This is a genomic window from Hoeflea sp. EC-HK425, assembly GCF_902498795.1.
Classification (GTDB): domain Bacteria; phylum Pseudomonadota; class Alphaproteobacteria; order Rhizobiales; family Rhizobiaceae; genus Hoeflea; species Hoeflea alexandrii.
On record NZ_LR701572.1, the window covers coordinates 282,657 to 305,889 of the forward strand.

Below are 23,233 nucleotides of genomic sequence, written 5' to 3' on the forward strand. Positions count from 1 at the left end.
TCTGTCGGTCCGGATGCGTTGTTCGCATGAGCGGTCGCGTGTCTGCCCGGTTGGCCGCGATATCACAGCTGCGGATCACGAAGCCGGCCATGTTTGTCTTTTCATGAATCTCTAATAAAAAAATTAGTGCTTAACCATGTTTTAAAGGAGTTGGTCCAGAAGTTGTACAAAAGGAGACAATCATGGGCTTTTCGAGAAGTATACTTGCCGCAGCCGCCATTTGTGCGCTGATCTCGCCCGCATCCGCGGAACCCGCCAAACCAGATATAAACAGCCTCATTACCGCTTCAGTGGTGGACGAGATGCGCAGCTGGATAGAGACGGATATCGTGCGAATTTCGATCGGTGCGCAGAATGAGCGTCTCAAGAAGCTTCCGCAGGACCAGATTGACGCTCTTGATACCCAATGGCGCGAAGAGCGCGAGAGCGATGACAAGCCGCTGATCGCCGCCACGCTGTCCAATCCGCTGTCGGTGTACCTCACCCGGCTGCAGGGACAATCGCTTGGTTTGTATGCCGAAATCTTCGTCATGGACCACAACGGCCTGAATGTCGGTCAGAGCTCGATCACGGGTGACTTCTGGCAGGGTGACGAGGCCAAGTTCCAGAAAACCTATGACGTTTCCAGTGATGCATTGTTTATCGATGAACCTGAGTGGGATGACGGGAACAAGATCTGGCGCGGCCAGGTCAGCTTCACGATCACCGACAACGGCGAATCCATCGGGGCCGTGACAATGGAAGTCAATCTGACAGAACTCCAGCGGCGTGTCGCCGCCGGCGCGTGACCAAGCACGGGTACGAAGCGTCATCACATTTCTGACACTTCAAGCCGCGCCACCCCAGACCCAACAGGACGTTTAACATGCTCAAGAACATCTCCGTCAGCACGAAGGGATTTGCGGCTTTCGCCATCCTTGCGTTCATCGCGATCGGCGCTTCCAGCCTGATCTACATGCGGGCCCTGACCGCGAACGAGCTGGTTAAGCACAGCCAGACGATGAGTGAGCTGCTGGCGGAAACGGCAGGCCTCAATACCCAGGTGAACAAGGCCAATCTTCATGTGAAGAACTTCCTGCTGACCGGCAACCGCGAATTCGTCAGCGCGTACCAGGAAACCAGTGCTGCGATCGACGCACAGTTCACCAAGCTCGACGGACTTTACGCCGAGCATGCCAGCAGTGAAACGGCGGTGCTCGGCGAAGCCGCAACCGTTCTCAACGAATGGCGCACGACCGTGGTTGAACGGCAGATCAGCCTGATGCGTGATCCGATGACCGTCGAACTGGCACGCGTGCTGGAACTGACCGGCGAAGGCTCGGAACTTCTGGGCGAATTCGGCACAAAGGTTGGTGGATTGGTGAGCACGATCCAACAGAAAAGCGCTGTTGCCTCAAGTGACCAGATGTCGGCCCTTGGCGCTGTCGAGTTCATCAGCCTCGCGGCCTCGATCTTCGTGGCCTTGATGGCCGCCGGCATGGGTTTCATGAACTTCCAGCTGGTGTCGCGTCCGCTGGGCCGTCTTGCCGACGCCACGGCGAAGCTCGCCAATGGTGATCTTGATGTAGAGATCGAAAAGGGCGGCAAGGACGAGATCGGCAAGATGGCGGAAGCCATGCAGGTCTTCCGCGAAGCCGGTATTGCCAACCAGCGTTTGCAGTCGGAAGCCGAAGCAAACCGCAAGCAGGCCGAGGCCGACCGCATCGCAGCGCAGGAACGCGCCGAGGCCGATGCCGCCGCGCGCCTGAAAGTCGCGACGTCCGGTCTGGCAACCGGTTTGCAGAGACTTGCTGCAGGCGACCTTTCCTTCCAGCTCGAAGAGGCATTCGCACCGGACTTCGAAGCGCTGCGCCACGACTTCAACCAGTCGGTCAAGCAGTTGAGCACGACGATGGCATCCATCACCGACAGCGTGTCGATGATGGAAACCGGAACGCGCGAAATCGCCAACGGCACCGACGACCTGTCCAAGCGTACCGAACGCCAGGCCGCAGCACTCGAGGAAACCGCGGCTGCCGTCGAGGAAATCACCGCCAATGTGGTCAACTCGACCAAGCGCACCGAAGAGGCCCGCGGTGTTGCCTCCCAGGCCAATTCCTCGGCCAACCAGTCTTCCGAAGTGGTCGGTCAGGCAGAAGACGCAATGCGCCGGATCGAGGAAAGCTCGAAGCAGATTTCCAACATCATCGGGGTCATCGACGAGATTGCGTTCCAGACCAACCTTCTTGCGTTGAACGCCGGTGTCGAGGCCGCACGTGCCGGTGAAGCCGGCAAGGGTTTTGCCGTCGTCGCCCAGGAAGTGCGGGAACTGGCGCAACGCTCGGCCAACGCGGCCAAGGAGATCAAGGAACTCATTCAGAACTCCTCTACCGAGGTTTCCAGCGGTGTCGACCTGGTGCGCCGGGCAAGCGAGGCGCTCCGCACCATCGGCGGCTTCATTACCGACATGAACACGCACATGGACGCGATCGCGATATCGGCAAAGGAGCAGTCGACCGGACTGTCCGAGGTCAACCAGGCGGTCAACTCGATGGACCAGACCACCCAGCAGAACGCCGCGATGGTGGAACAGTCCAACGCCGCATCGTCGGAACTGGCGGCCGAGGCTGGAAAACTTCGCGAGCTGATTTCCCAGTTCAAGATCGACGGATCGGCGAGTGCCCAGTCCGCAGCCCTGCATCAGACAGCCAGGATGATGGCGCAGCCGTCTCAGCCGCAAGTGCGTCAGCCTGCGGCTGCCGCGTCCAGCCAGGCCCGTCCCCAGATGCGCAGCCAGGGCAATGCCGCGGTGGCACAGGACGAGTGGGAAGAGTTCTGATCAAGACCCACAGCATCAGCTAGCAAGCATAAAAAGACCCGCCTTCCAGGAGGCGGGTCTTTTGCTGTTTATCCCATGACTGGCCTTGCTCGGGACATCAGTGTGATTGCCTGGCGTTGGTCGCGCAATTGCCGCGTCCTGCAAAATCAAGCCGAGAACCGGGCGCTCAGTTGTCTGTAAAGCCCGGCCGCCAGCGTGCCATCAGGGCCGAATTCGTGACGACGCTGACCGAAGAGAAGGCCATCGCCGCCCCGGCGAATACGGGCGGCAGGATTCCAAATGCCGCCAGCGGGATTCCGATCAGATTGTAGACAAAGGCCCAGCCGAGATTCTGCCTGATGGTGCGCCGGGTCCTGGCAGCCACATCGAGGGCCGCGGGCACCAGGCGCAGGTCCGGACGCATCAGCGTGATGGCGGCGGCCTCGCGGGCGGCGTCCGATCCGCTGGCCATGGCTATTCCGAGATCGGCTGCGGCAAGCGCCGGTGCATCGTTCAGGCCATCTCCGACAAATGCCACATGCCCGCCGGTGCTGCTGGCGAGTTCGCGGATGACATCGAGTTTTTCAGCGGGCAGCAGACCGGCGCGGACATCGCTCACTCCGGCCTCGGCGGCAATGGCCCGGGCTGTGGCCTGATTGTCGCCGGTCAGCATGACGCTGGCCAGACCCCGCGATGAGAGTTCCGCCAGAGCCTCTCGGGTCTGCGGCCGGATCCTGTCAGCCAGGCGGATCACGCCGACGAGCCGGTCGCCGCAAGAGACCCAGGCGAGGGTTCCTGCCTGGTCCTGCCCCAAGGTTTTGCCGGCGCGGCCTGTCTTGATGCCCGCTTCGGAGAGGTAACGTTCGGAGCCAACCCGGACGAGCCGGCCGTCAACGGTGCCTTCCAGCCCGTGGCCGGGCACAGCGCGGATGTTGTCTGCCTGGGAAATGACGACCCCTTGCTGCCCGGCATGGCTCAGGATGGCGCGGCCGAGCGGGTGCTCGCTGCCGGTCTCCACCGATGCGGCAAGCTGCAGCAGTTCCGCCTCGCTTGCGCCCTCTGCAGGACTGAGCCCGGCCACTTCGGGCGTGCCCATGGTCAGGGTTCCGGTCTTGTCGAAGGCGACCAGGCGAATATCGGTGGCGCGCTCGAGTGTCTCGATGTCCCTGATCAGGATACCCGCCCGGGCAGCGGCGCCGGTGCCGGCAACCAGTGCAGTCGGCGTGGCGAGGCCGAGCGCGCAGGGGCAGGCAATGACCAGCACCGCCACGGCCGCCACCATGGCCGCTTCAAAACCCGCACCCGCAAGCATCCAGCCGGCAAGGGTGATCAGGGCGATGATAAGAATGACGGGGACGAACACCGCCGAGATCCGGTCAACGAGTTTCTGAACGGGAGCGTGGCCGGTCTGGGCGTCCTCAACCAGACGGGTCATCCGGGCAAGGCGGGTGTCGGATCCCACCGCGCGGACCTCGACTTCGAGCACGCCCTCGCTGTTCGTGGTTCCGGTGATGACCGGGTCTCCCGGTCCGCGCGAGACAGGCATGCTTTCGCCGGTGACCATGGCTTCATCGAGAGAGGAATGACCGGTCAGGATGACGCCATCGGCGGCCACCCTCATCCCCGGCCGGATCACGATGACATCGCCGGCGGCGAGGCGCTCGACCGGAATCGTGCTGATCGATCCGCCAGGGGTCCTGAGATCTGCAGTGTCGGGCTGCAACCGGCCGAGCGCGCGCAATGCGCCGGCAGCGCCTGACTTGGCCCGCGCTTCGAGATACTTGCCCAGCATGATGAGGGTCAGAACGACGGCTGCCGCTTCAAAGTGAAGATGCGAGGCCATCGTATCGCCATGGCCCGCATGCGGATCGGCCCAAGTGCCGACCATCACCCACAGCGACCAGAGGTAGGCCGCACCGGTTCCAAGGCTTACCAGCACGGCCATGTTGGCGGACCCGCCGCGCAGCGCGCCAAAGGCCTCGCGCCAGAACCGGCTTCCGGATATGGCCATCACGCCGGTTGCGAGCAATGCCTGCCAGGCGGGAGAGATCCAGGCCTCGCCAAGCCCTGTCATCATCGGCAACATGCCGATCACGATGGGCAGTGTCAGCAGGGCGGAGGTGACCAGACGCAGCAATGTCTGTCGTTCATCGGCACGCCGCAGCGCTGCCTGGGCCTCGTCGGCATCGCGGTGCGCGGTGAAATCATCCCGGCGCAGCACGGCGCCGAACCCGGCCCTGCCGATGGCGTCAGCGAGACTGGAAGGATCGAGGTCGCTGCCTTCGATATCGGCGCGTTCCAGCGCCAGATTGACGCGAGCCCCGGAAACGCCCGGCTGGCGGCTCAAGACCTTCTCCACCCGGGCAGAACAGCTTGCGCAGGTCATGCCTGAAATGTCGAAGGTCAGATGGTCAGGCTTGGCGGTCACCCGGCCGGTCTCAGCCTGCCACACCGGTCACGTCGAACCCGCAATCCTCGATCACGCGCCTGAGCGTTTCGGCAAGCTCCGGCCGCGCAATGTCAGCCGTGAGTTTTCCACTCTCCAGATCCAAGGAGAGGTTGGAAACACCGTCCACTGACGCCGCCGCCTTTTTGACGGACCCGACACATCCGTCGCAGTGCATGCCGTCGATCTGTAGTGAGATAGTCATGAGGGAGATCCTTTCCCGCCTCATATGGGGCGCGGCATGCAGGATCGTCAAGCGCCGTCCGCAACGAACGGCGCACCGACTCCGGGATCAGACTCGTGAGCTCAGTTGCAATAGATTCTGGTCAGTGTCCTGAGCATCTGCAGGACCGGCTCCGAATTGATCGAGTAGTAGACCGCCTGCGCCTCGCGACGGGTCTTGACCAGCTGCCGGGTGCGCAATTTCGCCAGGTGCTGGGAAAGCGCGGACTGGCTCAGGTCGACCTTCTCTGCAAGCGTACCAACCTGCATCTCGCCATTGGCCAGATTGCAAAGGATCATCATCCGCTTCTGATTGCCCATTGCCGCCAGAAGGTCGGCTGCTTCTTCGGAGTAGGTTTCCAAACGGTGCGTATCAATCATGGCTATCTCTAATCCCTCCGCTCAAGACGGTCTCAATAAATTCTGCAAATGCTCAAAAAAGTTCGACAACCATACTTCAACCATAAAATGGTTAATGTACACCCCTATTTTTTCATAGCGTACGCGAGAGTTCGGCAAGCTTGAAGCGCAAGTTTGATGCGTCTGTGAGCGGAACGTCATACTCGACCCGCAAAAGCTCGTCACCGAGGGCGAGATCCAGCCCCGCACAATCGATTCCACACACTTTCCACCCGGTTTTTTTCGATTTTCCGTGAATTCTGGCATAGGAATCAACGGCGTCGGGATGATCGTCATTCATGTGGGAAATGGCGTCGGATTCGATCCCGGCGATCCCCTCGACTGCCGGTGACGCGATCAAAAGGTCGGAAGCGTCGAGGTGGAAGGCCCTTCCGAAGCCACCATTGAGGCTGGCTGATTCGGGCACCATCCTGAAAAAGCTGAAATCGGGAAAGTCCGCGTAGAGAGCGGCCTTGGGGTGCCTGGCAATGAAACGTGCGCGCAGGCGTCCATGGGCGACATCCTCGCGGGCGAGGCGCTCGGCGCGGGTGCGAACGGTGATCCGCGGATGGGCGAGGGGATCGCCTTTTTTCGGTTCCCCGAACAGCAGGGATGCGCGCGGATCGGCCGTCAGTGCGCCGGTGTGCACCGATAGCGCAGAGACCAGTATCACCGGAACGCCATCGATGTCGGTGCCGGTCAGCACCCGGCTGGCGAAGGGAAATCCGGTCTCCGGCTCAAGGACGCCGATGGCGCCGAACCGAGCCCCCCGGACAAGGCGACGCGCCAGGCGGCGCGCCTCCTCGTCGGTGTCGCGAATGGTTTTGACGGGCTCCTTCATCGTCACCGGATTTCCTTTACTTGGGTGCCATCCGGATAGCGCCGTCGAGGCGGATCGTCTCGCCGTTGAGCATGGCGTTGTCGATGATGTGCATGGCGAGGCTGGCATATTCCTCGGGCTGTCCCAGGCGGGACGGGAACGGCACCGAGGCGCCCAGGCTGTCCTGGACTTCCTGCGGCATGCCGAGCAGCATCGGGGTGGCGAAGATACCCGGCGCGATGGTCATGATGCGGATGCCGAAGCGGGCCAGTTCGCGTGCGATCGGCAGGGCCATGGCATGGACGCCACCCTTGGAGGCGGAATAGGCAGCCTGGCCGATCTGGCCGTCGAAGGCTGCAACGGAAGCGGTCGAGATGACCACGCCGCGTTCGCCATCAGCCAGCGGCTCGAGCTTGGAAGCACGGTCTGCGAACAGCCGCAGCATGTTGAAGCTGCCGACGAGGTTGACCTCGACGACCTTGCGAAACAGGTCAAGATCATGCGGGCCGTCGCGTCCGGCGACCCGGACAGCGGGCGCAATCCCGGCGCAATTGATCAGGATGCGGGCTTCGCCGTGGGCTTCGGCAGCTTCGGCGAGTGCCGCTTCTGCAGCCGCCGCGTTGGAAACGTCGCAGGCGATCGCCTTGCCACCGATCTCGGCGGCCACTTTCTCGGCCTGTGCGAGATTGACGTCGAGCAGCGAGACCTTTGCCCCGGCCTTTGCCAGTGCCCGCGCGGTTGCCGCACCAAGACCCGATCCTCCACCTGTCACGATGGCGGCTTTGCCCTTCACTTCCATACTCTGGTCTCCTTGACTTGACTGATGTGATGTATCCGTGTCGCCTTGTCCGTGGAACCTCGTCCGGGTCAGGCGGTCAACGCCGATGCCGGGTCAAGCCGCGGACGATGTCGTCGGCAGTGATGGACCCTGTCACGACGCCCTTGTCAATCACGCCGATGGTCCCATCGCGCCTTGCGAGTGCATCCATGACGTCAGACAGCGGGGTATCGGGAGTGACCGATGCGGACAGCGGCGATTGGCCGCGCGTGCCGTCGGGCTTGCCGGCTGCCATGACATCGCGGGCGGTAAGCATCGCAATCGGGTTCATGTTGGCGACGAAATCGGCAACATATTTGTTGACGGGCGAATTGACGATCTCGCGCGGCGTGCCGCACTGGATGATGCGGCCGCCTTCCATGATGGCAATGCGGTTGCCAAGCTTCATGGCCTCGTCGAGGTCATGGCTGACAAAGATGATGGTCTTGCCGAGACGCGACTGCAGCTCAAGCAGCTCATCCTGCAGCCGGCTGCGGATCAGCGGGTCGAGAGCAGAGAACGGCTCGTCCATCAAAAGGATCGGCGCACCGGTGGCAAAGGCGCGGGCGAGGCCGACGCGCTGCTGCATGCCGCCGGAGAGCTCGGCGACCATGCGGTCGGCCCAGTCGGAAAGCCCGACCAGCGCCAGTTGCTCGGTCACGCGCGCATCGCGCTCGGATTTGGCGACGCCGGCGATATCGAGGCCGAAGCCGACATTGTCGGCGACCGAGCGCCACGGCAGCAGGCCGAATTGCTGGAACACCATGGATACGGTGTCCATGCGCAATTGCTTGAGCTGCCTGTCGTCGCAGGCGCCGACGTCAAAAGTCTCCTCGCCGCAGTGAACGGTCAGTTTGCCGCGGCTGATCGGATTGAGCCGGTTGACGGCGCGCAGAAGCGTGGACTTTCCGGATCCCGAAAGCCCCATCAGCACGAGGATCTCGCCCTCGTTGATGTCGACGCTGCAATCATGCACGCCAAGCACGTCGCCGGTCACTTCCTGGATCTCGGTGCGCGACTTGCCGGCATCGGCAAGCGCCAGGCTCTCGGCGGTGTTGTCACCGAAGATGATGGAAACATTCTCAATGCGGACCGAACCGCGCGCAGCATCGATACTCATGATGTGGCTCCGATGCGTACCCGGCAGATGCGGTCGAGGATGATGGCGAGAATGACGATGGCGATGCCGGCTTCAAGACCGAGCGGAATGTTGACGGTGTTGAGCGCCCGCACCACCGGCTTGCCCAGTCCGTTGGCGCCGATCAGCGCGGCGATGACAACCATCGACAGTGACAGCATGATGCATTGCGTCAGACCTGCCATGATGGTCGGCAGGGCGGCGGGCAATTCGACCTTCCTGAGAAGCTGCTGCTTCGATGCGCCGAAGGCGAGGCCCGCCTCGACCATAGGCTTGGGGACGGACGTGATGCCGAGATAGGTCAGCCGGATCGGCGCCGGCGAGGCAAAGATGATGGTCACCAGGAGGCCGGGTGCCAGGCCGAGGCCGAACAGGATCAGAACCGGGATGAGATAGACGAATGTGGGCATCGTCTGCATCAGGTCGAGGATCGGCTGGACATAGGTGTAAAGCCGCGGACGGTGCGCCAGCCAGATACCGATCGGCACGCCGATGAGCATCGACATGAAGGCGGCGGAAATCACCAGAACCAGGGTTTCGACGGTTTCCTTCCAAAGGCCCTGGTTGATGATGAAGACCAGCCCGAGCACGATCCCGAGCGCCAGTCTCCATGACTTCTGGATGCGCCAGCCGATCAGAGCGATTGCCAGGACGAGTACCAACGGTGGCAGCCAAAGCAGGCCGTCGATCATTGAATCAAGAAAGAACTTCAGGGAGTCGGCGATGGCATCAAAGACAAATTCGAAATTGTCGGTGAGGAAGTTGAAGAAGCTCCTGCCCCATTTCCCGACCGGGATTTTCCACGCGGTGATGAAGTCCGCCATTCCGTCCATGTCTTGTCCCCCGACATAAGTCACGGCCCGGGACCGCGCGCGGCAGTCCCGGGCCGTGATAGCAGTCTTACATGCCCAGCTTTGCCGCGACAGCCGCAGCGGCATCACCACCATCGAAGGTGGTCACGCCGTCGAGCCATGGCGTGACCGCACCGGGATTTGCCTTGAGCCAGGCGAGGCCGGCATCATTGGCATCTTCACCCTTGAGGATCGCGTCCATGATCTGGTTTTCCATCGACAGCGAAAAGTTGAGGTTCTTGACCAGCTTGCCGACATTCGGGCACTCTTCGATGAAGCCGGCACGCACGTTGGTGTGGACGGTTGCTGCGCCGAACCCTGAATCGCCCATGCCGTCAAGATAGGCGATCGACATCTCGCCCATGATCGGATGTGGCGTCCAGCCGAGAAATGCGATCCATTCCTCGTTCTTCAGCGCCTTTTCCGCTTGCGACAGCATGCCGGCTTCGGAGCTCTCGACCAGTTCGAAACCATCGAGGCCATTGGCCGGATCCTCGATCATTTCGAGAACGATGCGATTGCCGTCATTGCCTGGCTCAATGCCGTAGATCTTGCCGTCGAACTTGTCCTTGAACTTGCCGATGTCGGTCAGGCTCTTGACCCCGCCCTCGGCAGCATAGGTCGGGACGACGAGACCGTAACCGGCGCCATCGAGGTTCTGGGCCACGGTTTCAACGGAACCGTCGTCAAGGAATGGCTGCACATCGGCGGCCATCGAGGGCATCCAGTTGCCAAGGAAGACGTCCATGTCCTTGTTCTTCAGCGACTGGTAGGTCACAGGCACGCTAAGCACCTGAACTTCCTGGGTATATCCCAGGGCGTCAAGCACGACGCCAGCGACGGCGGTGGTGGCCTGGATGTCGGTCCAGCCGACATCCGCGAAACGAACATTCTTGCAGGATTCGGCGTCAGAGGCCTGAACGGTCGCAGTTCCGGCCAGCAGAATTGCGGCGAATGACAGTGTCAGTGTTTTTTTCATGATATGTTTCTCCGGTGTTCCCAGCGCAGAAACAACCACTTATGGACCGGGAACTCAAGCCGCAATGGCTTCAAATCTTTGAGGACTGGGCAAAAGGGCTGTTGAAAGCGGGTCTTGAGGGGTGGAATTCGGCCGCGCCGACCGGCAAGAGATTAAAGCCCCGGTGGCCAGCGTTCAGCCTGGCGGTTCCGGGCGTCAAACCGGTGCGCCTCAGGTGTCGGGAACGTTTTCGGGAGTTCATCTTGGCCAAGCTCTACTTCAGCTATTCGACCATGAATGCCGGCAAGTCGACGCTGCTTCTACAGGCGTCCTACAACTACCGTGAACGCGGGATGCGGACAGTGCTGTTCATCGCGGCCTTCGACGATCGCGCCGGGGTTGGACGCATCGCATCCCGGATCGGACTGGACAGCGAGGCGCACGCGTTCCGGCCCGAGGATGATCTTTACGAGACCCTCAAGCGGCTCATGGCGGATGGTGAAATCGCTTGCGCTTTTGTCGACGAGGCGCAGTTCCTCACAGAGGCCCAGGTGTGGCAGCTGGCGCGCGTCGCCGATCGCCTGAAGATCCCGGTGATGGCCTATGGGCTCCGAACAGACTTCCGCGGGCAACTGTTTCCGGGCTCCCAGGCGCTTCTGGCGTTGGCCGATGAATTGCGCGAAGTCCGCACCATCTGCCATTGCGGGCGCAAGGCCACCATGGTTGTAAGAACCGATGAGAACGGCAAGGTGATCCGCGAAGGTGCCCAGATCGAGGTCGGAGGCAACGAGAAGTATGTGTCTTATTGTCGCCGTCACTGGGACGACGTGATGAATCCGGATGTACCCAAATAGCGCCATAATGGCGTTTCAGTGTCTCGCTTCGGCCTGAAACCGGCCGGTTGCGGGCCGAAGTGCCGGCGGAGAGGATTGTTCTTGCCGCCATCTGCACTATAAACACTGCGACCTGAGTGAAACGAACGGAGACTGTCTTATGCGCATTTCCCTTTCCATGATGTTTGGCGCCCTTGTTGCCGTAGGCCTCGCGGCTCCTTCTGCGGCGTTTGCCGATGGTGACGCAGTTGCGGGAGCCAAGGTGTTCAAGAAGTGCGCCGCCTGCCACGTGGCCACCGAAGCCAAGAACAGGGTCGGCCCGCACCTGGTCGGCATCGTTGACCGCCCGATGGCTTCGGTCGAAGACTACAAGTATTCGAAAGCCATGACCGAGCACGCGGCGGAAGTTCCGACCTGGACCGAGGAAGCACTCGACGCGTATCTGCGCGACCCGCGCGGCGTGGTGAAGGGCACCAAGATGGCCTTTGCCGGTCTGAAGAAGGATGATGAGGTCGCAAACGTGATTGCTTACCTCAAGGATCCGTCTGCTGCGGAATAAGACACCCCGCAATTTAAAGATCAAAGACCGTTCCTTCGGGAACGGTCTTTTTTTTCGCCTTCACAATACTTAGGTTCTGACTGGTTAAGGTTTGCGGAGCACCAAACCGGTGCTACTAAAGCCATGGTGTCCGGCGCTACTGGACGGGTTGCAGGTGCCCTTGGTTCACGGGCGCGAAAACAGGGGAATTGGACATGGCCAGTATCAAGGCGCTCGACGCGGAAATCGAAAAGACCAAATCCGTCGTCAACGACATGCGGTCGAAGATCGAGGTGTCCGGCGAAGTGCTGGAGAGGCTCTCGGACGCGGATGCGAAACTTGGCGACCCCCAGTTCGACATCGAAAATGCCCGTATCCAGGACGTCCTGCGCCAGCAGCGGATGATGGAGACGAACATTGCCGACCTGATCATCGGGCTCGAGGATGCGACCAATGTGTTCGGCGCCGAGTTCGAAAGCATGAAGGGCTTTTCGGGGATGGAGCGCTTCGTTGCGGTCTTCTCCAAGGCGCGGGCGCAGCGGATGCGATCGGACCGCGTGCGCAACATGTCGCTTGCGGGCAATCTGCAGGAGCTGTTGCAGAAATCCGACACGATTACCGGTATTCTGAAGGACCAGAAGGACATCCTCGACAGCCGCTACAAGACTTCCGAGGCCAGCCTGATCAAGGTGATCGAGCGCCGCAAGGTGACCATGGCCAATCTCGAAACCACGCAGCAACGGATAGAGGAACTCAATCCGCTGCTGATGGACATCGAAAACCAGATCGCGGCATCGACGGATCAGAAAGCGCGTACCAATCTTGAAAGCGAGCGGTCGAGGCTCGCCACCGAATACAATGAACGTCAGGCCAAGGAACAGGAACTGCTGGCCGAAAGCCAGACGCTGGAGCGCTACACCTCGATGTTCCAGACCTTCGTGGATTCGCTCAACAACCAGATCGCGGCCCAGAACACGCTGATCAACAAGCTGACCATCGATACCGAACAGCGCATCGTGCTCTACAAGGCGCTGGAGGATTCGCTGAAAACCGCGGCCCAGCAGGATGTTGCGCACAAGATCAATACGCTGGGAAGCCGCGTCGACACCGCGGCGGAAGAGACCATGGCCGGTATCGGTGCCGCGGCGCAGAGCCATATCGGCGACCTTCTTGAGATGCATGAGAAAAACATGCTGTCGACGCAGGATATCCAGCGCCGCAAGCAGCTTGCCGACGATGCCTTCGCCCGGCGCTTCTCGGAAGTTCTGGAAAAGCACAATTCGGCCAACTACGTGAAATCCTAAGCGCGCCTTGATGAAACCGGGAGCCGGTCATGCGGGCTGATACCGGCGCCGCCGGCGCCTATTTCCGATCGATGCATGCGGCCCTTAAGGGGCTGCGGGTCTACCTTGCAGATGCCGATTCTCCGCTCTACGCCCACAGACTGATCGGCCAGGTGGTGCTTCCCTATATCGACCGGCTGGAAGCGACCTTCTCGGCCTGGGAAAACCGGGTCGGGTTCATCGAACGCTTTCGCATCAGCCGGGCCGACAGCGGCTTTCCGATGTTCCAGAACGTGCTGACGCTGGAGAACGACCGGGCGACGGCGGAAGAACGGCTGGCGGCGATCCCGGACGTCGAGACGCTGAAAGCCGAGATGGCCGACTTTATCCTCCGCCACAAGGAATTTCCCGCGGCTCTTCAGGAACAGATTGCCGAACGGCTCTATCTGGAAGACATCGGCAAGGATGCGGTGTTTGCGCCGTTCATCCTTCCGGAGACAATCAGGGTCTCGGTCAATCCGAGAAACGGCCGCCCCTTCTACGTGGTGCATTGGGGTGTGTTCGATGGCAGTCAGACGTTGCCGATGGTCTACATGGCAACGATCGAGGATTCGAGCGAATCGATCTCGAAGATGCTGGTGACCAGGGACGGCAAGCTCAACCCCGATGTCGATATCCCGCTTCCTGTCGGCGGCCTGCTCAATCCCGAATTCGCCCGCGCCTTTGACGCCTCGGCTGAACGCAACGGCGCCTATTCGCTGTCGCCGGTGACGATCGCCCAGAATCTCGATGCCGATTTCGAACACCTGCATCCCAAGCAGTTGCGCCGCTTCGTGCTCGGGCCGTTCTATTCGGCAGGGGTGACGGAGAACAGCGACCTGATCTCGACGATCCTGTCGAAGGTGCGCAAGGACGAAAACGCCTGGCTGCTGACTTGGACCATGCAGGAGGTCTTTTCCAAGGCGGAGCGCCCGGCCAAGCGCGGGCTGTGGAGTTCGGAGCCGGCGCGCGACGAGTATCACATCGAAACCGACGATCTGGAGGCAACACGTCAGGGTGTCAGCGCCTACCAGAAGCATGCGCTGGTTCCGCACGAGGCCTACCAGGCGCTGTATGCGTCGGGCGAGGCCGAAACCATCTTCGCGGGCTTCACCGTGCATGTGATTTCGGGCAACCAGGTCATCAGCGAGGTATGAGATCATGAGCCAGACAACGGGGCTGACGACACTTTCCGAGGAAGACATCGCGCGGCACCAGTCGGTGGCGCAGTCGATGGTGACGCGCGTTGTCGTGCTGGTCGCGCAGGACGGATCTTCGTCGACGCCGCTCGCGGGGACCAACAGGCGGTTCGTTTCAACGGTGTCGACCAGCGGCATGCGCCGCACCCGGGAGATCGAGTTCGGCAAGACCATTCAATCTGTCCGGGCCAATGACCAGATGCTGTCGATTCCGCAGCACATGCTGCTTTACCGCACCCGGCGCGGGATTGCGGTGGCGCTGGCGGTGGCGGAGATGTTCTCACGGCAGACTGATCTCGAAAGCCTGCAGTCGCGCAATGCCGGTGCGCCGCTGCAAGGCGAGGAGGCGGAGCGCTTCAAGCGCTTGCTGTCCGCCTCGGCCTACGTGGCTGCTTTTACACTTGCGGCCTACATCCTGCAGACGGTCGATGGCGAAAGCGAACCGGCCAACGACACCGAGGAGCCCGATTTCCAGTTCGATACGCCGCAGGATGCGCTGAAATCCATTGTCGCGGCGCTGGACGAGGCCATCTCGGGTGCACCGGACGAGGTTGCGATGATTGCCCGGGCCCGGGCTCTGGCCCGGGTTGCGATCGAGGGCCTGATCAGCCGCAGGGCACGCTTTGATGCGTTGAGCAGTTTCGCGCAGACGCATCTCAGGCTGGAAAGCGACAACTTCACCCTCGACGGCTTCGATGTGGCGCCGGGACAGCGGCGCAAGCCGCTGGTGATGAGTTTCAAGAAACCGGGTGAGATCATCGGCAACCATCTCGCCAAGCACCAGGCGATGCGGCTGGCGCGGATGATCGTGGCCTATGATTTCGACCGAAAGCTCAATCCGTTCGTCGAACTCGGCGGCTTTCTGTTCACCTTCATGGGCGACGGCGCACCGGGCACCGGCAAGACCATCCTGATCCAGATGCTGGCCGGCATGATCAATGATTACTGCGAGGTTGCGGGCTATCCGTTCCACTACGAGAATTTCGGCGTCGACCAGATTTCCTCCTACCAGGGCAAGTCGGGGCAGAACTGCAAGGCGTTTGTCGACAATGTGCTCAACCCGCGGGCGATCGGTTTCGGAACCATAGACGACATCGACCAGGTTGCCGCCAAGCGTTCGGACGACCGCGCGTCGGCAGGCCAGCAGGAAGTCACCGCGGTGCTGATGGAGGCCTTCGCCGGTGCCTCGACCGTGGTGCGCGGCAATTGCAGCTTCGGCATGTTCTCCAACTATCCGGAGAATGTCGACGATGCCTTGAGACAGCGCGCCGGCGCGCGCTGGCTGGTCGACGGGCCGCAATCGCTTGAGGACTACATCGACATCTTCGCGCTGCTGGCGGGCAAGAACCATTCGATCCCGCTGGGATCGCACGACCTCTTCGCCAACCAGGAAATAAAGCAGGCAGTGGCGCGATCCTACGACGGCCATGACCGGCCGCAGGAGGAGGGGTTGCTTGCGGTCTGGGAGCGGTTCGAAAGCGAGCAGGGGAAGGTCAGCACCATCGCTGATATCGGCGCCTATCTGCACCGCATCAAGCTGGCCGAACCGCGTTTTACCGGCCGGGCGATCAAGAACATCACAGACGCCATCAAGATGCGGGCGATGGACATCGATCTGCCCGACGAATGGTTTGCGACACCGGAAGCCTTCATGCACAAATCCTATGATGAGAAGGTCGCGATGATTTCGGAACTGCGCAAGCCGTTCACCATCGACATGGTGCTGCAGGAGATCAACCGCTACGCCGATTCCGAATTCCGCTACACCGACCGCTCCGACGCCACCGCGGTGGATGACATCATCCGGCGTGAGCGTCAGCGCGAACGCGCGATCCGCGAGATCGAGGAGATGAAGCGGGACGGGCGCTGGCAACAATGAAGCGGCTCGTCGAAAACGAACTGATCTATGGACGGTTGCTGCCGGTCGAGGAGCCGCATCTCGTGGCGCGCTACAACAAGGCGCTCACCGCGTTCGGACTGCCGGAAACCAAGCTCGAAAAGTTCCGCATCGACATGACCGGGTTTTCGCCGGAAATCGCCGATGAGCTCGGCGACGTGCAGTATCTTGACCCGAACGGCGTCAACCGGCGGTTCGTGGTGCTGACCCCGGAGCAGGAAAACCTGCCGGTGGTCCACACGCAGTTCTCCAACACCGCCGGCCTGATGCACGAGTTCTTCGACGGCAATCGCCGCGCCGTGCACGCGGTGACGATCAAGGACGCGCTGTTCGGAGAGATCGAAGAGCCGGTCGATCAGGTCACCGGGGTGGAGGACCTTCTGTCGATCGACCAGGTTCGCTTCCGGGTGATGTCGGCGGAAAACATGCTCGGCAAGGCCGCGGAACTGCGCGGACTTGTCGACCGGCTCAAGACGTCGCGGGACGGCTGGCGCGACGATGTGATGCTCAACAGGATGGTCGAGCTTGCCCGCGAGACCGGCGACATCAGGCAGAACGCTCTGGTGCCGGACAGGCTGGTGTTTCCGCACACATCCTACTGGGCTAATCATTTCGGTGGCGTCTTCATCTTTCGAGATGACCGGACCACCACCGTTATCTGCGACAGTCACGCGCCGGGGTTCCGGCGCTCGCGGCCGTGGGAAGTGAGCTATATCGACATTCGCGACCATGCCCGGATCTTCGAGTACCTGTCGAAATCGGAGCGGTTGCAATTGCCGCGGGCGTCCTGGGTCGAGCCATCGGGCTTTTTTGTGCACCGGGCGGAAATGGCAATAGACGATCTCATTCGCCGCGCCGATCCGTCGGTCGATCTTGCCGGCACCGACAGGATCTGGCTGCAGACATGGATGCACCGCAATTCCTCGCTGATAGCCGAGGAGGGAATCTATCCGTTCCTGCAGGAAGCAATGCGGGAGGTTGCCTCCACCGGGCAGGTGAAAATGCGGGAGGTACGGGCGGACAGGAGACTGATGCTGTGCCGTGCAGTGCCCGAGCATCCGGACCAGTGGCTAATCAACCGGCTTCTGGCCAGGCTGGCGCCGTTTGACTTTGTCAGCCGCTTCGTCTTTGACAAGCAGGGATTTTACGAAGCTTATGAAGGCTATTCCGAAAGCTATCGTACTCATGTTGTGGATGTGCTCGGGAAAACCTATCTGAACAACAAGGCGGCGCTGAGGGCGCGGCTTTACGGACTGGAAGGATACCAAGACGATGCTTGATCCCGTGATCGCCTTCTTCGAGCGTGTGTTTCACGCCATTGGCCGTGGCATCGGTGTCGTTGTCTCGACGCTGCTCTGGCCATTCGTGGCGATCGGGCGATGGTACCGGCAGCGCAACTGGCTGATCCGTGTGCCGATCATCATCGGGCTGCTGGCGATCGTCTTCGGCTATGCACAGTTCCTCTGGGTGGCGGAGCGCTGGGTGAACTGGAACCCGGACTATCCGGCGCAGTATGAGGCAGGCGTCAAGACAGGTACTGTCGGGGAGCCGGTCGATGCCGCCAACCCGAACAGCTGCGTGACTTCGCAGATCGTCGAAGTGACCAAGGGCCTGATTGATTTCAACGTCAACCAGAACACATGGATTCCTTCGCATCCGCTGTCAAAGGCCGGTTTTTTCGGTGTGCCGTGGAAGAACACACCCTTCATGGACAACAAGGCCGCCTTCCAGCTCGGTATCAACACGGTCATCCGCCGGACCACGATCGAGCTGGCTGACAGGCTTGGCCGGGTGCGCGGCACATCGCAGATCAACCAGAATCTTCAGGACGCCAAGGAGGCGATGTCGTACAATGAAGATGCTTGGTGGCTGACCTTCTCGGCGCCCTTCATTCAACCATCGACGCCGGAACGGCATCGTACAGCGATTGAATCGCTGGACGCCTTCAACAAGGAAATGGCTGATTGCAGCGGCCAGTTCGATGCGCGAACGGACAATCTCCTGCAGTTTCTCGACCGGGTTACCGGCGACATCGGTTCCACCTCCGATATCCTGCGCGGCCAGATGGAAGCGAGCGACATGGGGTGGTTCGATACACGGGCTGATGACAGGTTCTGGTTCACCTACGGCCAGCTTTATGCCTATTACGGCATCCTGATCGCGACGGAATCCGATTTCAGCGAGGTTTTCGCCGACCGTCGCATCGGCACTGTCTGGAATGTTGCCAGAGAGCAGCTTCGCCAGGCGCTGGACATGACGCCGTTCATCATCTCGAACGGCAACGAAGCGAGCTGGATCATGCCGTCGCACCTGGCGACGATGGGATTCTACCTGTTGCGGGTGCGTTCGAACCTGGTGGAAATGCGCGATATTCTCGATCGCTGAGTGGTGCGGATTCAAGCCGATCGCCTGAACCAGGTCGGGGTATGCGGCTCTAGTGGATCAGGTGCAGCCTGAGTGCCTTGGCGACAAGCTGGGTCCGGTTGACGCAGTCGAGTTTGCGGATGGCGTTGTTGATGTAGGTGTTGACCGTGTGTTCGGACAGCGAGAGGATGGAGGCGATCTCGCTGGAGGTCTTGCCGTTCGCCACCCAGTGCACCGCTTCGAGTTCGCGCGGCGACAGCAGATCTTCAGGCGCCTTTGAAGCATTCCTGAGGTTTGCGAAAACGTTGTAGGCGTGGGCGGTGAACATGCCCATTTCGCCAAGTTCGGCATGGGTGAGCTGATTGCGGTCGCCCAGAAAGCTGAAAGCCGCCCTTGCGCCTCCCGGGCCGTGGACCGGAAAGAAGGCGGCGGTGGTGATGCTGTAGCTTCTAAAGAAATCGGCTGCGGTCTGCGCTTCTGCGGCTGTCCGGGTGTCGTGTGATGTCAGCGTGTCGAGCGTGAGCGGGATGGTTGCCCGACGCAGCATCTGAAATATCTTCGAGCTCTTCAACAGGCCGAGCTGGTCGTAGGTCTCGATCATGCCGCGCGGCAAATCGGCGAGCTCGATGCGGCCCTTAAGGGCTTTGTCGGTTGCGGCTGGAATGGTAAAAAGGATGAAGCCTGAAAAATCGAAGTGTCTCGACAACTCCCGCAGAAAGGACACCAATTCGCTTTCTGTACGTATCGTGCTCAATTCCTGCAGCAGGTGGTTGTGGTCGGACATCAGAACCCGGCCGTCGCAGAACCGCAAATCGCGACATGAGTGATCCAGTGTTCCTTCGGGCTGTTCATGCGGGGTCTGGTTTTCCGTTATTTTGCCGGGAATTCATCGGGCGATGTTATTATGAATGAAGTAACGGTTCAATCAGACTGGCAGCTTGCCCGTGTTTTTTACTTCTTCCATGACGGGGTATGTGTGGGTTTCGCGAACGCCGGGCAGGGACAAAATGACGTCTGACAGAAAGCTGCGATAGGCATCCATGCCCTTGACCCGGGCCTTGACCAGGTAATCGAAGCCGCCAGCGACCATGTGACATTCCATCACGTCGTCGGACTTCTGCACTGCCTGTGAAAACGCGTCGAAGACATCCGGAGTGGTGCGGTCAAGCTTGACCTCGACAAAGACCAGCATGCCCCTGTCAAGCTTTTCGGCGGACAGCTTTGCGGTGTAGCCCTGGATGTAGCCGTCACGGGTAAGACGCTTGAGGCGCTCGGCCGTGGCGGTGGGTGAGAGGCTGATCTTGTCGGCGAGCTCGAGATTGGTCAATCTGCCATTGTCCTGCATGGCGCGAAGGATCTTCCGGTCGATGCGATCCAGTTCCTTCATTTAGTCCCCCTGATACGTCAAATTTCTAGAGAATAAATTGTATCTTGGACTTAAATATAGAGAGAAACGCTAGTCATCAAGCGTTATGCTGCGGCATCCACGGAGAAAATGCCATGACCGCTACTGCCGCGCCCGCTCTCACCGCATTTCATGCCGCCCACGCGCCAGACGATGATCGTCTGATCCGCGAATTCAGTGAACGTCTGGCGTTCACAAGTACCCAGGAGAGGGCAATCGATGCGCGCGCAACGAAGCTGATCCAGGCGATCCGCACCGATTCAGGCCAGATGGGCGGGGTTGAGGACTTCCTGCGCGAATACGGGTTGTCGACCCGCGAGGGCCTGGCGTTGATGGTGCTGGCAGAGGCGCTGCTCAGGGTGCCGGATGCGCTGACCCAGGACCGGCTGATCGAAGACAAGCTCAAGGAAGGCGGCTGGAGCGAACATGAAGGCCATGGCGATACCTGGTTTGTGTCCGCCTCCGCCTGGGCGCTCGGAATGTCGGCGCGGGTGATCAAGCCGGGCGAGACGCCGGAAGGGGTGATGCGCGGGCTGGTCAAGCGTATGGGCATGCCGACGGTGCGGACGGCGACGCGGCAGGCGATGCGGTTCCTGGGGCACCATTTCGTGCTCGGTGAAACCATCGGCGAGGCGCTCAACCGCGCCGCCAAGAACGAGGCGCGGGGTTTCCGCCATTCCTATGACATGCTCGGCGAAGGGGCGCGGACCCGCGCCGACGCCAAGCGCTATTTCAAGTCCTACGCCGATGCCATCGCGGCCATCGGAAAATCTGCCGACAAGGTGTCCGCCGGGCGCAAGCTGCCGGACCGTCCGGGCATTTCGGTCAAGCTCTCGGCGCTGCATCCGCGCTATCTCGCCACCCACCGCGAGCAGGTGCTGGAAGAACTGGTGCCGGACCTTGTCAAGCTCGCCCAGATGGCCAAGGCGCATGACCTCAATTTCACCGTCGACGCGGAAGAGGTCGACCGGCTCGAACTGTCGCTCGACGTGATCGACCGCGCCTTCTCCGATCCGTCGCTTGCCGGCTGGGACGGGTTCGGCCTCGCCATCCAGGCCTACCAGAAGCGCGCGCCGCAGGTGATCGACCATATCGCCGGTCTGTGCCGCAAGCATGGCCGCCGGATGATGGTGCGGCTGGTCAAGGGCGCCTACTGGGACACCGAGATCAAGCGGGCGCAGGAACGCGGGCTCGAAGGCTACGCGGTCTATACCCGGAAGGCTGCAACGGACCTGTCCTATCTCGCCTGCTCGCGGCAGCTGCTCGATCTGCGCGATGTGATCTATCCGCAGTTCGCCACCCACAATGCGCTCACCGTCGCCACCATCGTGGAGATGGCGGAGGATCGCAGTGGCTTCGAGTTCCAGCGCCTGCACGGCATGGGTGAGGTTGTCTATGAGAGCCTGAGCAAGAGCAATGACCGGGTGCCGTGCCGGATCTATGCCCCGGTTGGCGGTTATCGTGACCTGCTGGCTTACCTCGTCCGCCGGCTGCTTGAAAACGGTGCCAACTCGTCCTTCGTGGCGGTGGCCGGCGACAGGAACATTTCGATCGAATCGCTGCTGGAACGGCCGGACTCCAAGCTCGGTATCTCCAGGGGACAGTCGGCCCGCAACAGTCAGATTCCGCTGCCGCTTGCGATCTATCCTGACCGGCCGAATTCGCGTGGTGTCGAGTTCGGTGACCGCTTCCAGCTCACCTCGCTCATCGAAGGCATGGGGCGCTCCGCCGGTACAGTGGATGCCGGACCGCTGGCACCGGGGCTGAAAGGTGGTGCGGCGCAGGAGATTCGCTCGCCATCCGATCCGTCAACGGTTGCAGGCACGGTGCGTTTCACGGATCCCAAGGATGTCGACACGGCGGTCAACACCGCATTGAAAGGCTTCAAGAGCTGGTCGCGAACAGACTCGGGTGTCCGTGCGGCGGCGCTCGACCGGGCGGCCGATCTGCTTGAAGACAGGCGCGACCGGTTCATGGCCCTGCTGTCGAACGAAGCTGGCAAGACGCTCGATGACGGCATTGCCGAAATCCGCGAAGCTGTCGATTTCCTGCGTTACTACGCGGCACGCTCGCGCGACATGTTTGCGAAGATGCAGCCGATGCCCGGCCCGACCGGCGAAGAAAACCGGCTTGGCTGGCGCGGCCGCGGTGTCTTCGTCTGCATCTCGCCGTGGAATTTTCCGCTGGCAATTTTTCTTGGCCAGGTCTCGGCAGGGCTTGCCGCCGGCAATGCGGTGATCGCCAAGCCGGCCGAACAGACGCCGCTGATCGCCAATGAAGCGATCTGCCTCATGCATGAGGCGGGCGTGCCGAAGGACGTGCTGCTGTGTCTGCCGGGCGAAGGCGATGTGGGCGCGGCGCTGACCTCGCATCCGAAGATCGGCGGCGTGGCCTTTACCGGCTCGACCGAAACGGCGCGCGCCATCAATCGCACGCTTGCCGCCAAGGACGGTCCGATCGTGCCGTTCATCGCCGAAACCGGCGGGCTCAATGCGATGATCGTCGACGCCACGGCGCTCGCTGAACAGGTGGCCGACGACGTGGTGATGTCGGCGTTCCGCTCCGCCGGACAGCGCTGCTCGGCGCTGAGGCTCCTGTTCGTGCAGGATGATGTTGCCGATCACATGATCGAGATGATCGAGGGGGCCGCGCGCGAACTCAAGCTCGGTGATCCGTCGAAACCGTCGACCGATGTCGGCCCGGTGATCGACGAAGCCCAGCGCCAGATGCTCGCGGACCACATCGCAACGATCTCGAAAACCCAGAAACTGGTTTATGCCGGAGATGCGCCTAACCAGGGTTTGTTCTTTGCGCCGCATATTGTCGAACTCAAGGATGCGGCAGCCCTCGACCGCGAGATCTTCGGTCCGGTGCTGCATGTGGTTCGCTACAAGGCGAAGAAGCTCGACGCCGTGCTTGACGCGATCGACGCCACCGGTTTCGGCCTGACGCTCGGCGTGCATTCCCGAATCGAGGCGACGGTCCGCAAGGTCATCGACCGGCTCGATACCGGCAATGTCTACATCAACCGCAACATGATCGGCGCCGTGGTCGGCACGCAACCCTTCGGCGGATCAGGCCTGTCGGGCACCGGTTTCAAGGCCGGCGGTCCGCACTACCTGATGCGGTTCGCGGTCGAGCAGGCGGTCTCGGTCAATACCGCAGCGGCCGGCGGCAATGCCGGGTTGATCGCCATGGGTGACGGGTAGCCGTTCTCGCCAAGAGAG

General features: G+C 61.3%; 20 protein-coding genes. 10 read left to right on the forward strand and 10 right to left on the reverse strand.

The window, feature by feature from the left end; all coding sequences use genetic code 11:
* Positions 1-182 precede the first annotated feature (182 nt).
* Both SPHINGO391_RS04210 and SPHINGO391_RS04215 read left to right on the forward strand, forming a co-directional pair.
* Complete coding sequence (locus tag SPHINGO391_RS04210) at positions 183-788, forward strand: hypothetical protein (protein ID WP_152007652.1); 606 nt, start codon at positions 183-185, stop codon at positions 786-788.
* 77 nt (positions 789-865) lie between these two features.
* Positions 866-2,818: a methyl-accepting chemotaxis protein gene (locus SPHINGO391_RS04215; RefSeq protein ID WP_152007653.1), complete on the forward strand. Its 1,953-nt coding sequence runs from the start codon at positions 866-868 to the stop codon at positions 2,816-2,818.
* 166 nt (positions 2,819-2,984) lie between these two features.
* Here the strand turns inward: SPHINGO391_RS04215 and SPHINGO391_RS04220 are convergent, their stop codons facing one another.
* From SPHINGO391_RS04220 to choX, 8 genes are all read right to left on the reverse strand, one after another.
* A complete protein-coding gene (locus SPHINGO391_RS04220; protein ID WP_244615107.1) occupies positions 2,985-5,225 on the reverse strand; it encodes a heavy metal translocating P-type ATPase in 2,241 nt (746 codons plus the stop codon).
* Positions 5,226-5,235: 10 nt separating this feature from the next.
* Positions 5,236-5,448, reverse strand: coding sequence for a heavy metal-associated domain-containing protein (locus tag SPHINGO391_RS04225; protein WP_193217182.1), 213 nt, complete (start codon positions 5,446-5,448; stop codon positions 5,236-5,238).
* Between the two features lie 101 nt (positions 5,449-5,549).
* The gene (locus SPHINGO391_RS04230) at positions 5,550-5,843 is read right to left on the reverse strand and encodes a metalloregulator ArsR/SmtB family transcription factor (protein WP_193217405.1); all 294 of its coding nucleotides are present in this window, start codon (positions 5,841-5,843) and stop codon (positions 5,550-5,552) included.
* 115 nt (positions 5,844-5,958) lie between these two features.
* Entirely contained in the window at positions 5,959-6,705 is a 747-nt protein-coding gene (locus tag SPHINGO391_RS04235; RefSeq protein WP_152007656.1) for a DUF2470 domain-containing protein, read from the reverse strand.
* Between the two features lie 16 nt (positions 6,706-6,721).
* A complete protein-coding gene (locus SPHINGO391_RS04240; RefSeq protein WP_152007657.1) occupies positions 6,722-7,483 on the reverse strand; it encodes an SDR family NAD(P)-dependent oxidoreductase in 762 nt (253 codons plus the stop codon).
* 76 nt (positions 7,484-7,559) lie between these two features.
* The gene (gene choV / locus SPHINGO391_RS04245; RefSeq protein ID WP_152007658.1) at positions 7,560-8,621 is read right to left on the reverse strand and encodes a choline ABC transporter ATP-binding protein; all 1,062 of its coding nucleotides are present in this window, start codon (positions 8,619-8,621) and stop codon (positions 7,560-7,562) included.
* The gene (gene choW / locus SPHINGO391_RS04250; protein WP_152007659.1) at positions 8,618-9,472 is read right to left on the reverse strand and encodes a choline ABC transporter permease subunit; all 855 of its coding nucleotides are present in this window, start codon (positions 9,470-9,472) and stop codon (positions 8,618-8,620) included. Before choW ends, choV begins: the two co-directional genes overlap by 4 nt.
* A 67-nt stretch (positions 9,473-9,539) precedes the next feature.
* A complete protein-coding gene (gene choX / locus SPHINGO391_RS04255) occupies positions 9,540-10,469 on the reverse strand; it encodes a choline ABC transporter substrate-binding protein (RefSeq protein WP_152007660.1) in 930 nt (309 codons plus the stop codon).
* A 242-nt stretch (positions 10,470-10,711) separates the two neighbouring features.
* Between choX and SPHINGO391_RS04260 the strand changes: the two genes are divergently transcribed.
* The 7 genes from SPHINGO391_RS04260 (at position 10,712) to SPHINGO391_RS04290 (ending at position 18,622) form a co-directional block, all read left to right on the forward strand.
* Positions 10,712-11,302 carry a thymidine kinase gene (locus SPHINGO391_RS04260; protein WP_152007661.1) on the forward strand — a complete coding sequence of 197 codons (591 nt, stop codon included), beginning with the start codon at positions 10,712-10,714 and terminating at the stop codon, positions 11,300-11,302.
* Positions 11,303-11,441: 139 nt separating this feature from the next.
* Positions 11,442-11,840, forward strand: coding sequence for a cytochrome c family protein (locus SPHINGO391_RS04265; protein WP_210385762.1), 399 nt, complete (start codon positions 11,442-11,444; stop codon positions 11,838-11,840).
* 194 nt (positions 11,841-12,034) lie between these two features.
* A complete protein-coding gene (locus tag SPHINGO391_RS04270; RefSeq protein ID WP_152007662.1) occupies positions 12,035-13,123 on the forward strand; it encodes a hypothetical protein in 1,089 nt (362 codons plus the stop codon).
* 29 nt (positions 13,124-13,152) lie between these two features.
* The gene (locus tag SPHINGO391_RS04275) at positions 13,153-14,298 is read left to right on the forward strand and encodes a hypothetical protein (protein WP_152007663.1); all 1,146 of its coding nucleotides are present in this window, start codon (positions 13,153-13,155) and stop codon (positions 14,296-14,298) included.
* Between the two features lie 4 nt (positions 14,299-14,302).
* On the forward strand, positions 14,303-16,219 hold the full coding sequence (locus tag SPHINGO391_RS04280; RefSeq protein ID WP_152007664.1) for an AAA family ATPase: 1,917 nt from the start codon (positions 14,303-14,305) through the stop codon (positions 16,217-16,219).
* The gene (locus SPHINGO391_RS04285) at positions 16,216-17,517 is read left to right on the forward strand and encodes a DUF6638 family protein (protein ID WP_152007665.1); all 1,302 of its coding nucleotides are present in this window, start codon (positions 16,216-16,218) and stop codon (positions 17,515-17,517) included. The genes SPHINGO391_RS04280 and SPHINGO391_RS04285 overlap by 4 nt, the downstream gene beginning before the upstream one ends.
* Positions 17,510-18,622, forward strand: coding sequence for a DUF2333 family protein (locus SPHINGO391_RS04290; RefSeq protein ID WP_152007666.1), 1,113 nt, complete (start codon positions 17,510-17,512; stop codon positions 18,620-18,622). Before SPHINGO391_RS04285 ends, SPHINGO391_RS04290 begins: the two co-directional genes overlap by 8 nt.
* Before the next feature lie 49 nt (positions 18,623-18,671).
* Here SPHINGO391_RS04290 and SPHINGO391_RS25330 read toward each other — a convergent pair whose 3' ends face one another.
* Positions 18,672-19,385 (reverse strand): LuxR family transcriptional regulator, encoded by a 714-nt coding sequence (locus tag SPHINGO391_RS25330; protein ID WP_152007667.1) that lies wholly within the window; start codon positions 19,383-19,385, stop codon positions 18,672-18,674.
* Between the two features lie 141 nt (positions 19,386-19,526).
* Positions 19,527-19,988 (reverse strand): Lrp/AsnC ligand binding domain-containing protein, encoded by a 462-nt coding sequence (locus SPHINGO391_RS04300; protein WP_152007668.1) that lies wholly within the window; start codon positions 19,986-19,988, stop codon positions 19,527-19,529.
* Between the two features lie 113 nt (positions 19,989-20,101).
* Here SPHINGO391_RS04300 and putA point away from each other — a divergent pair, with 113 nt between their 5' ends.
* Positions 20,102-23,215 carry a bifunctional proline dehydrogenase/L-glutamate gamma-semialdehyde dehydrogenase PutA gene (gene putA, locus SPHINGO391_RS04305; RefSeq protein ID WP_152007669.1) on the forward strand — a complete coding sequence of 1,038 codons (3,114 nt, stop codon included), beginning with the start codon at positions 20,102-20,104 and terminating at the stop codon, positions 23,213-23,215.
* The last annotated feature ends 18 nt before the right edge of the window (positions 23,216-23,233 follow it).

Coding starts and splice junctions, on each gene's coding strand:
- SPHINGO391_RS04280 (WP_152007664.1), top strand. CDS start 14,303: ATGAGCCAGACAACGGGGCTGACGACACTTTCCGAGGAAGACATCGCG.
- SPHINGO391_RS04285 (WP_152007665.1), top strand. CDS start 16,216: ATGAAGCGGCTCGTCGAAAACGAACTGATCTATGGACGGTTGCTGCCG.
- SPHINGO391_RS04265 (WP_210385762.1), top strand. CDS start 11,442: ATGCGCATTTCCCTTTCCATGATGTTTGGCGCCCTTGTTGCCGTAGGC.
- putA (WP_152007669.1), top strand. CDS start 20,102: ATGACCGCTACTGCCGCGCCCGCTCTCACCGCATTTCATGCCGCCCAC.
- SPHINGO391_RS04275 (WP_152007663.1), top strand. CDS start 13,153: ATGCGGGCTGATACCGGCGCCGCCGGCGCCTATTTCCGATCGATGCAT.
- SPHINGO391_RS04270 (WP_152007662.1), top strand. CDS start 12,035: ATGGCCAGTATCAAGGCGCTCGACGCGGAAATCGAAAAGACCAAATCC.
- choW (WP_152007659.1), bottom strand. CDS start 9,472: ATGGACGGAATGGCGGACTTCATCACCGCGTGGAAAATCCCGGTCGGG.
- SPHINGO391_RS04225 (WP_193217182.1), bottom strand. CDS start 5,448: ATGACTATCTCACTACAGATCGACGGCATGCACTGCGACGGATGTGTC.
- SPHINGO391_RS04290 (WP_152007666.1), top strand. CDS start 17,510: ATGCTTGATCCCGTGATCGCCTTCTTCGAGCGTGTGTTTCACGCCATT.
- SPHINGO391_RS04210 (WP_152007652.1), top strand. CDS start 183: ATGGGCTTTTCGAGAAGTATACTTGCCGCAGCCGCCATTTGTGCGCTG.
- SPHINGO391_RS04215 (WP_152007653.1), top strand. CDS start 866: ATGCTCAAGAACATCTCCGTCAGCACGAAGGGATTTGCGGCTTTCGCC.
- choV (WP_152007658.1), bottom strand. CDS start 8,621: ATGAGTATCGATGCTGCGCGCGGTTCGGTCCGCATTGAGAATGTTTCC.
- choX (WP_152007660.1), bottom strand. CDS start 10,469: ATGAAAAAAACACTGACACTGTCATTCGCCGCAATTCTGCTGGCCGGA.
- SPHINGO391_RS04235 (WP_152007656.1), bottom strand. CDS start 6,705: ATGAAGGAGCCCGTCAAAACCATTCGCGACACCGACGAGGAGGCGCGC.
- SPHINGO391_RS04300 (WP_152007668.1), bottom strand. CDS start 19,988: ATGAAGGAACTGGATCGCATCGACCGGAAGATCCTTCGCGCCATGCAG.
- SPHINGO391_RS04240 (WP_152007657.1), bottom strand. CDS start 7,483: ATGGAAGTGAAGGGCAAAGCCGCCATCGTGACAGGTGGAGGATCGGGT.
- SPHINGO391_RS25330 (WP_152007667.1), bottom strand. CDS start 19,385: ATGTCCGACCACAACCACCTGCTGCAGGAATTGAGCACGATACGTACA.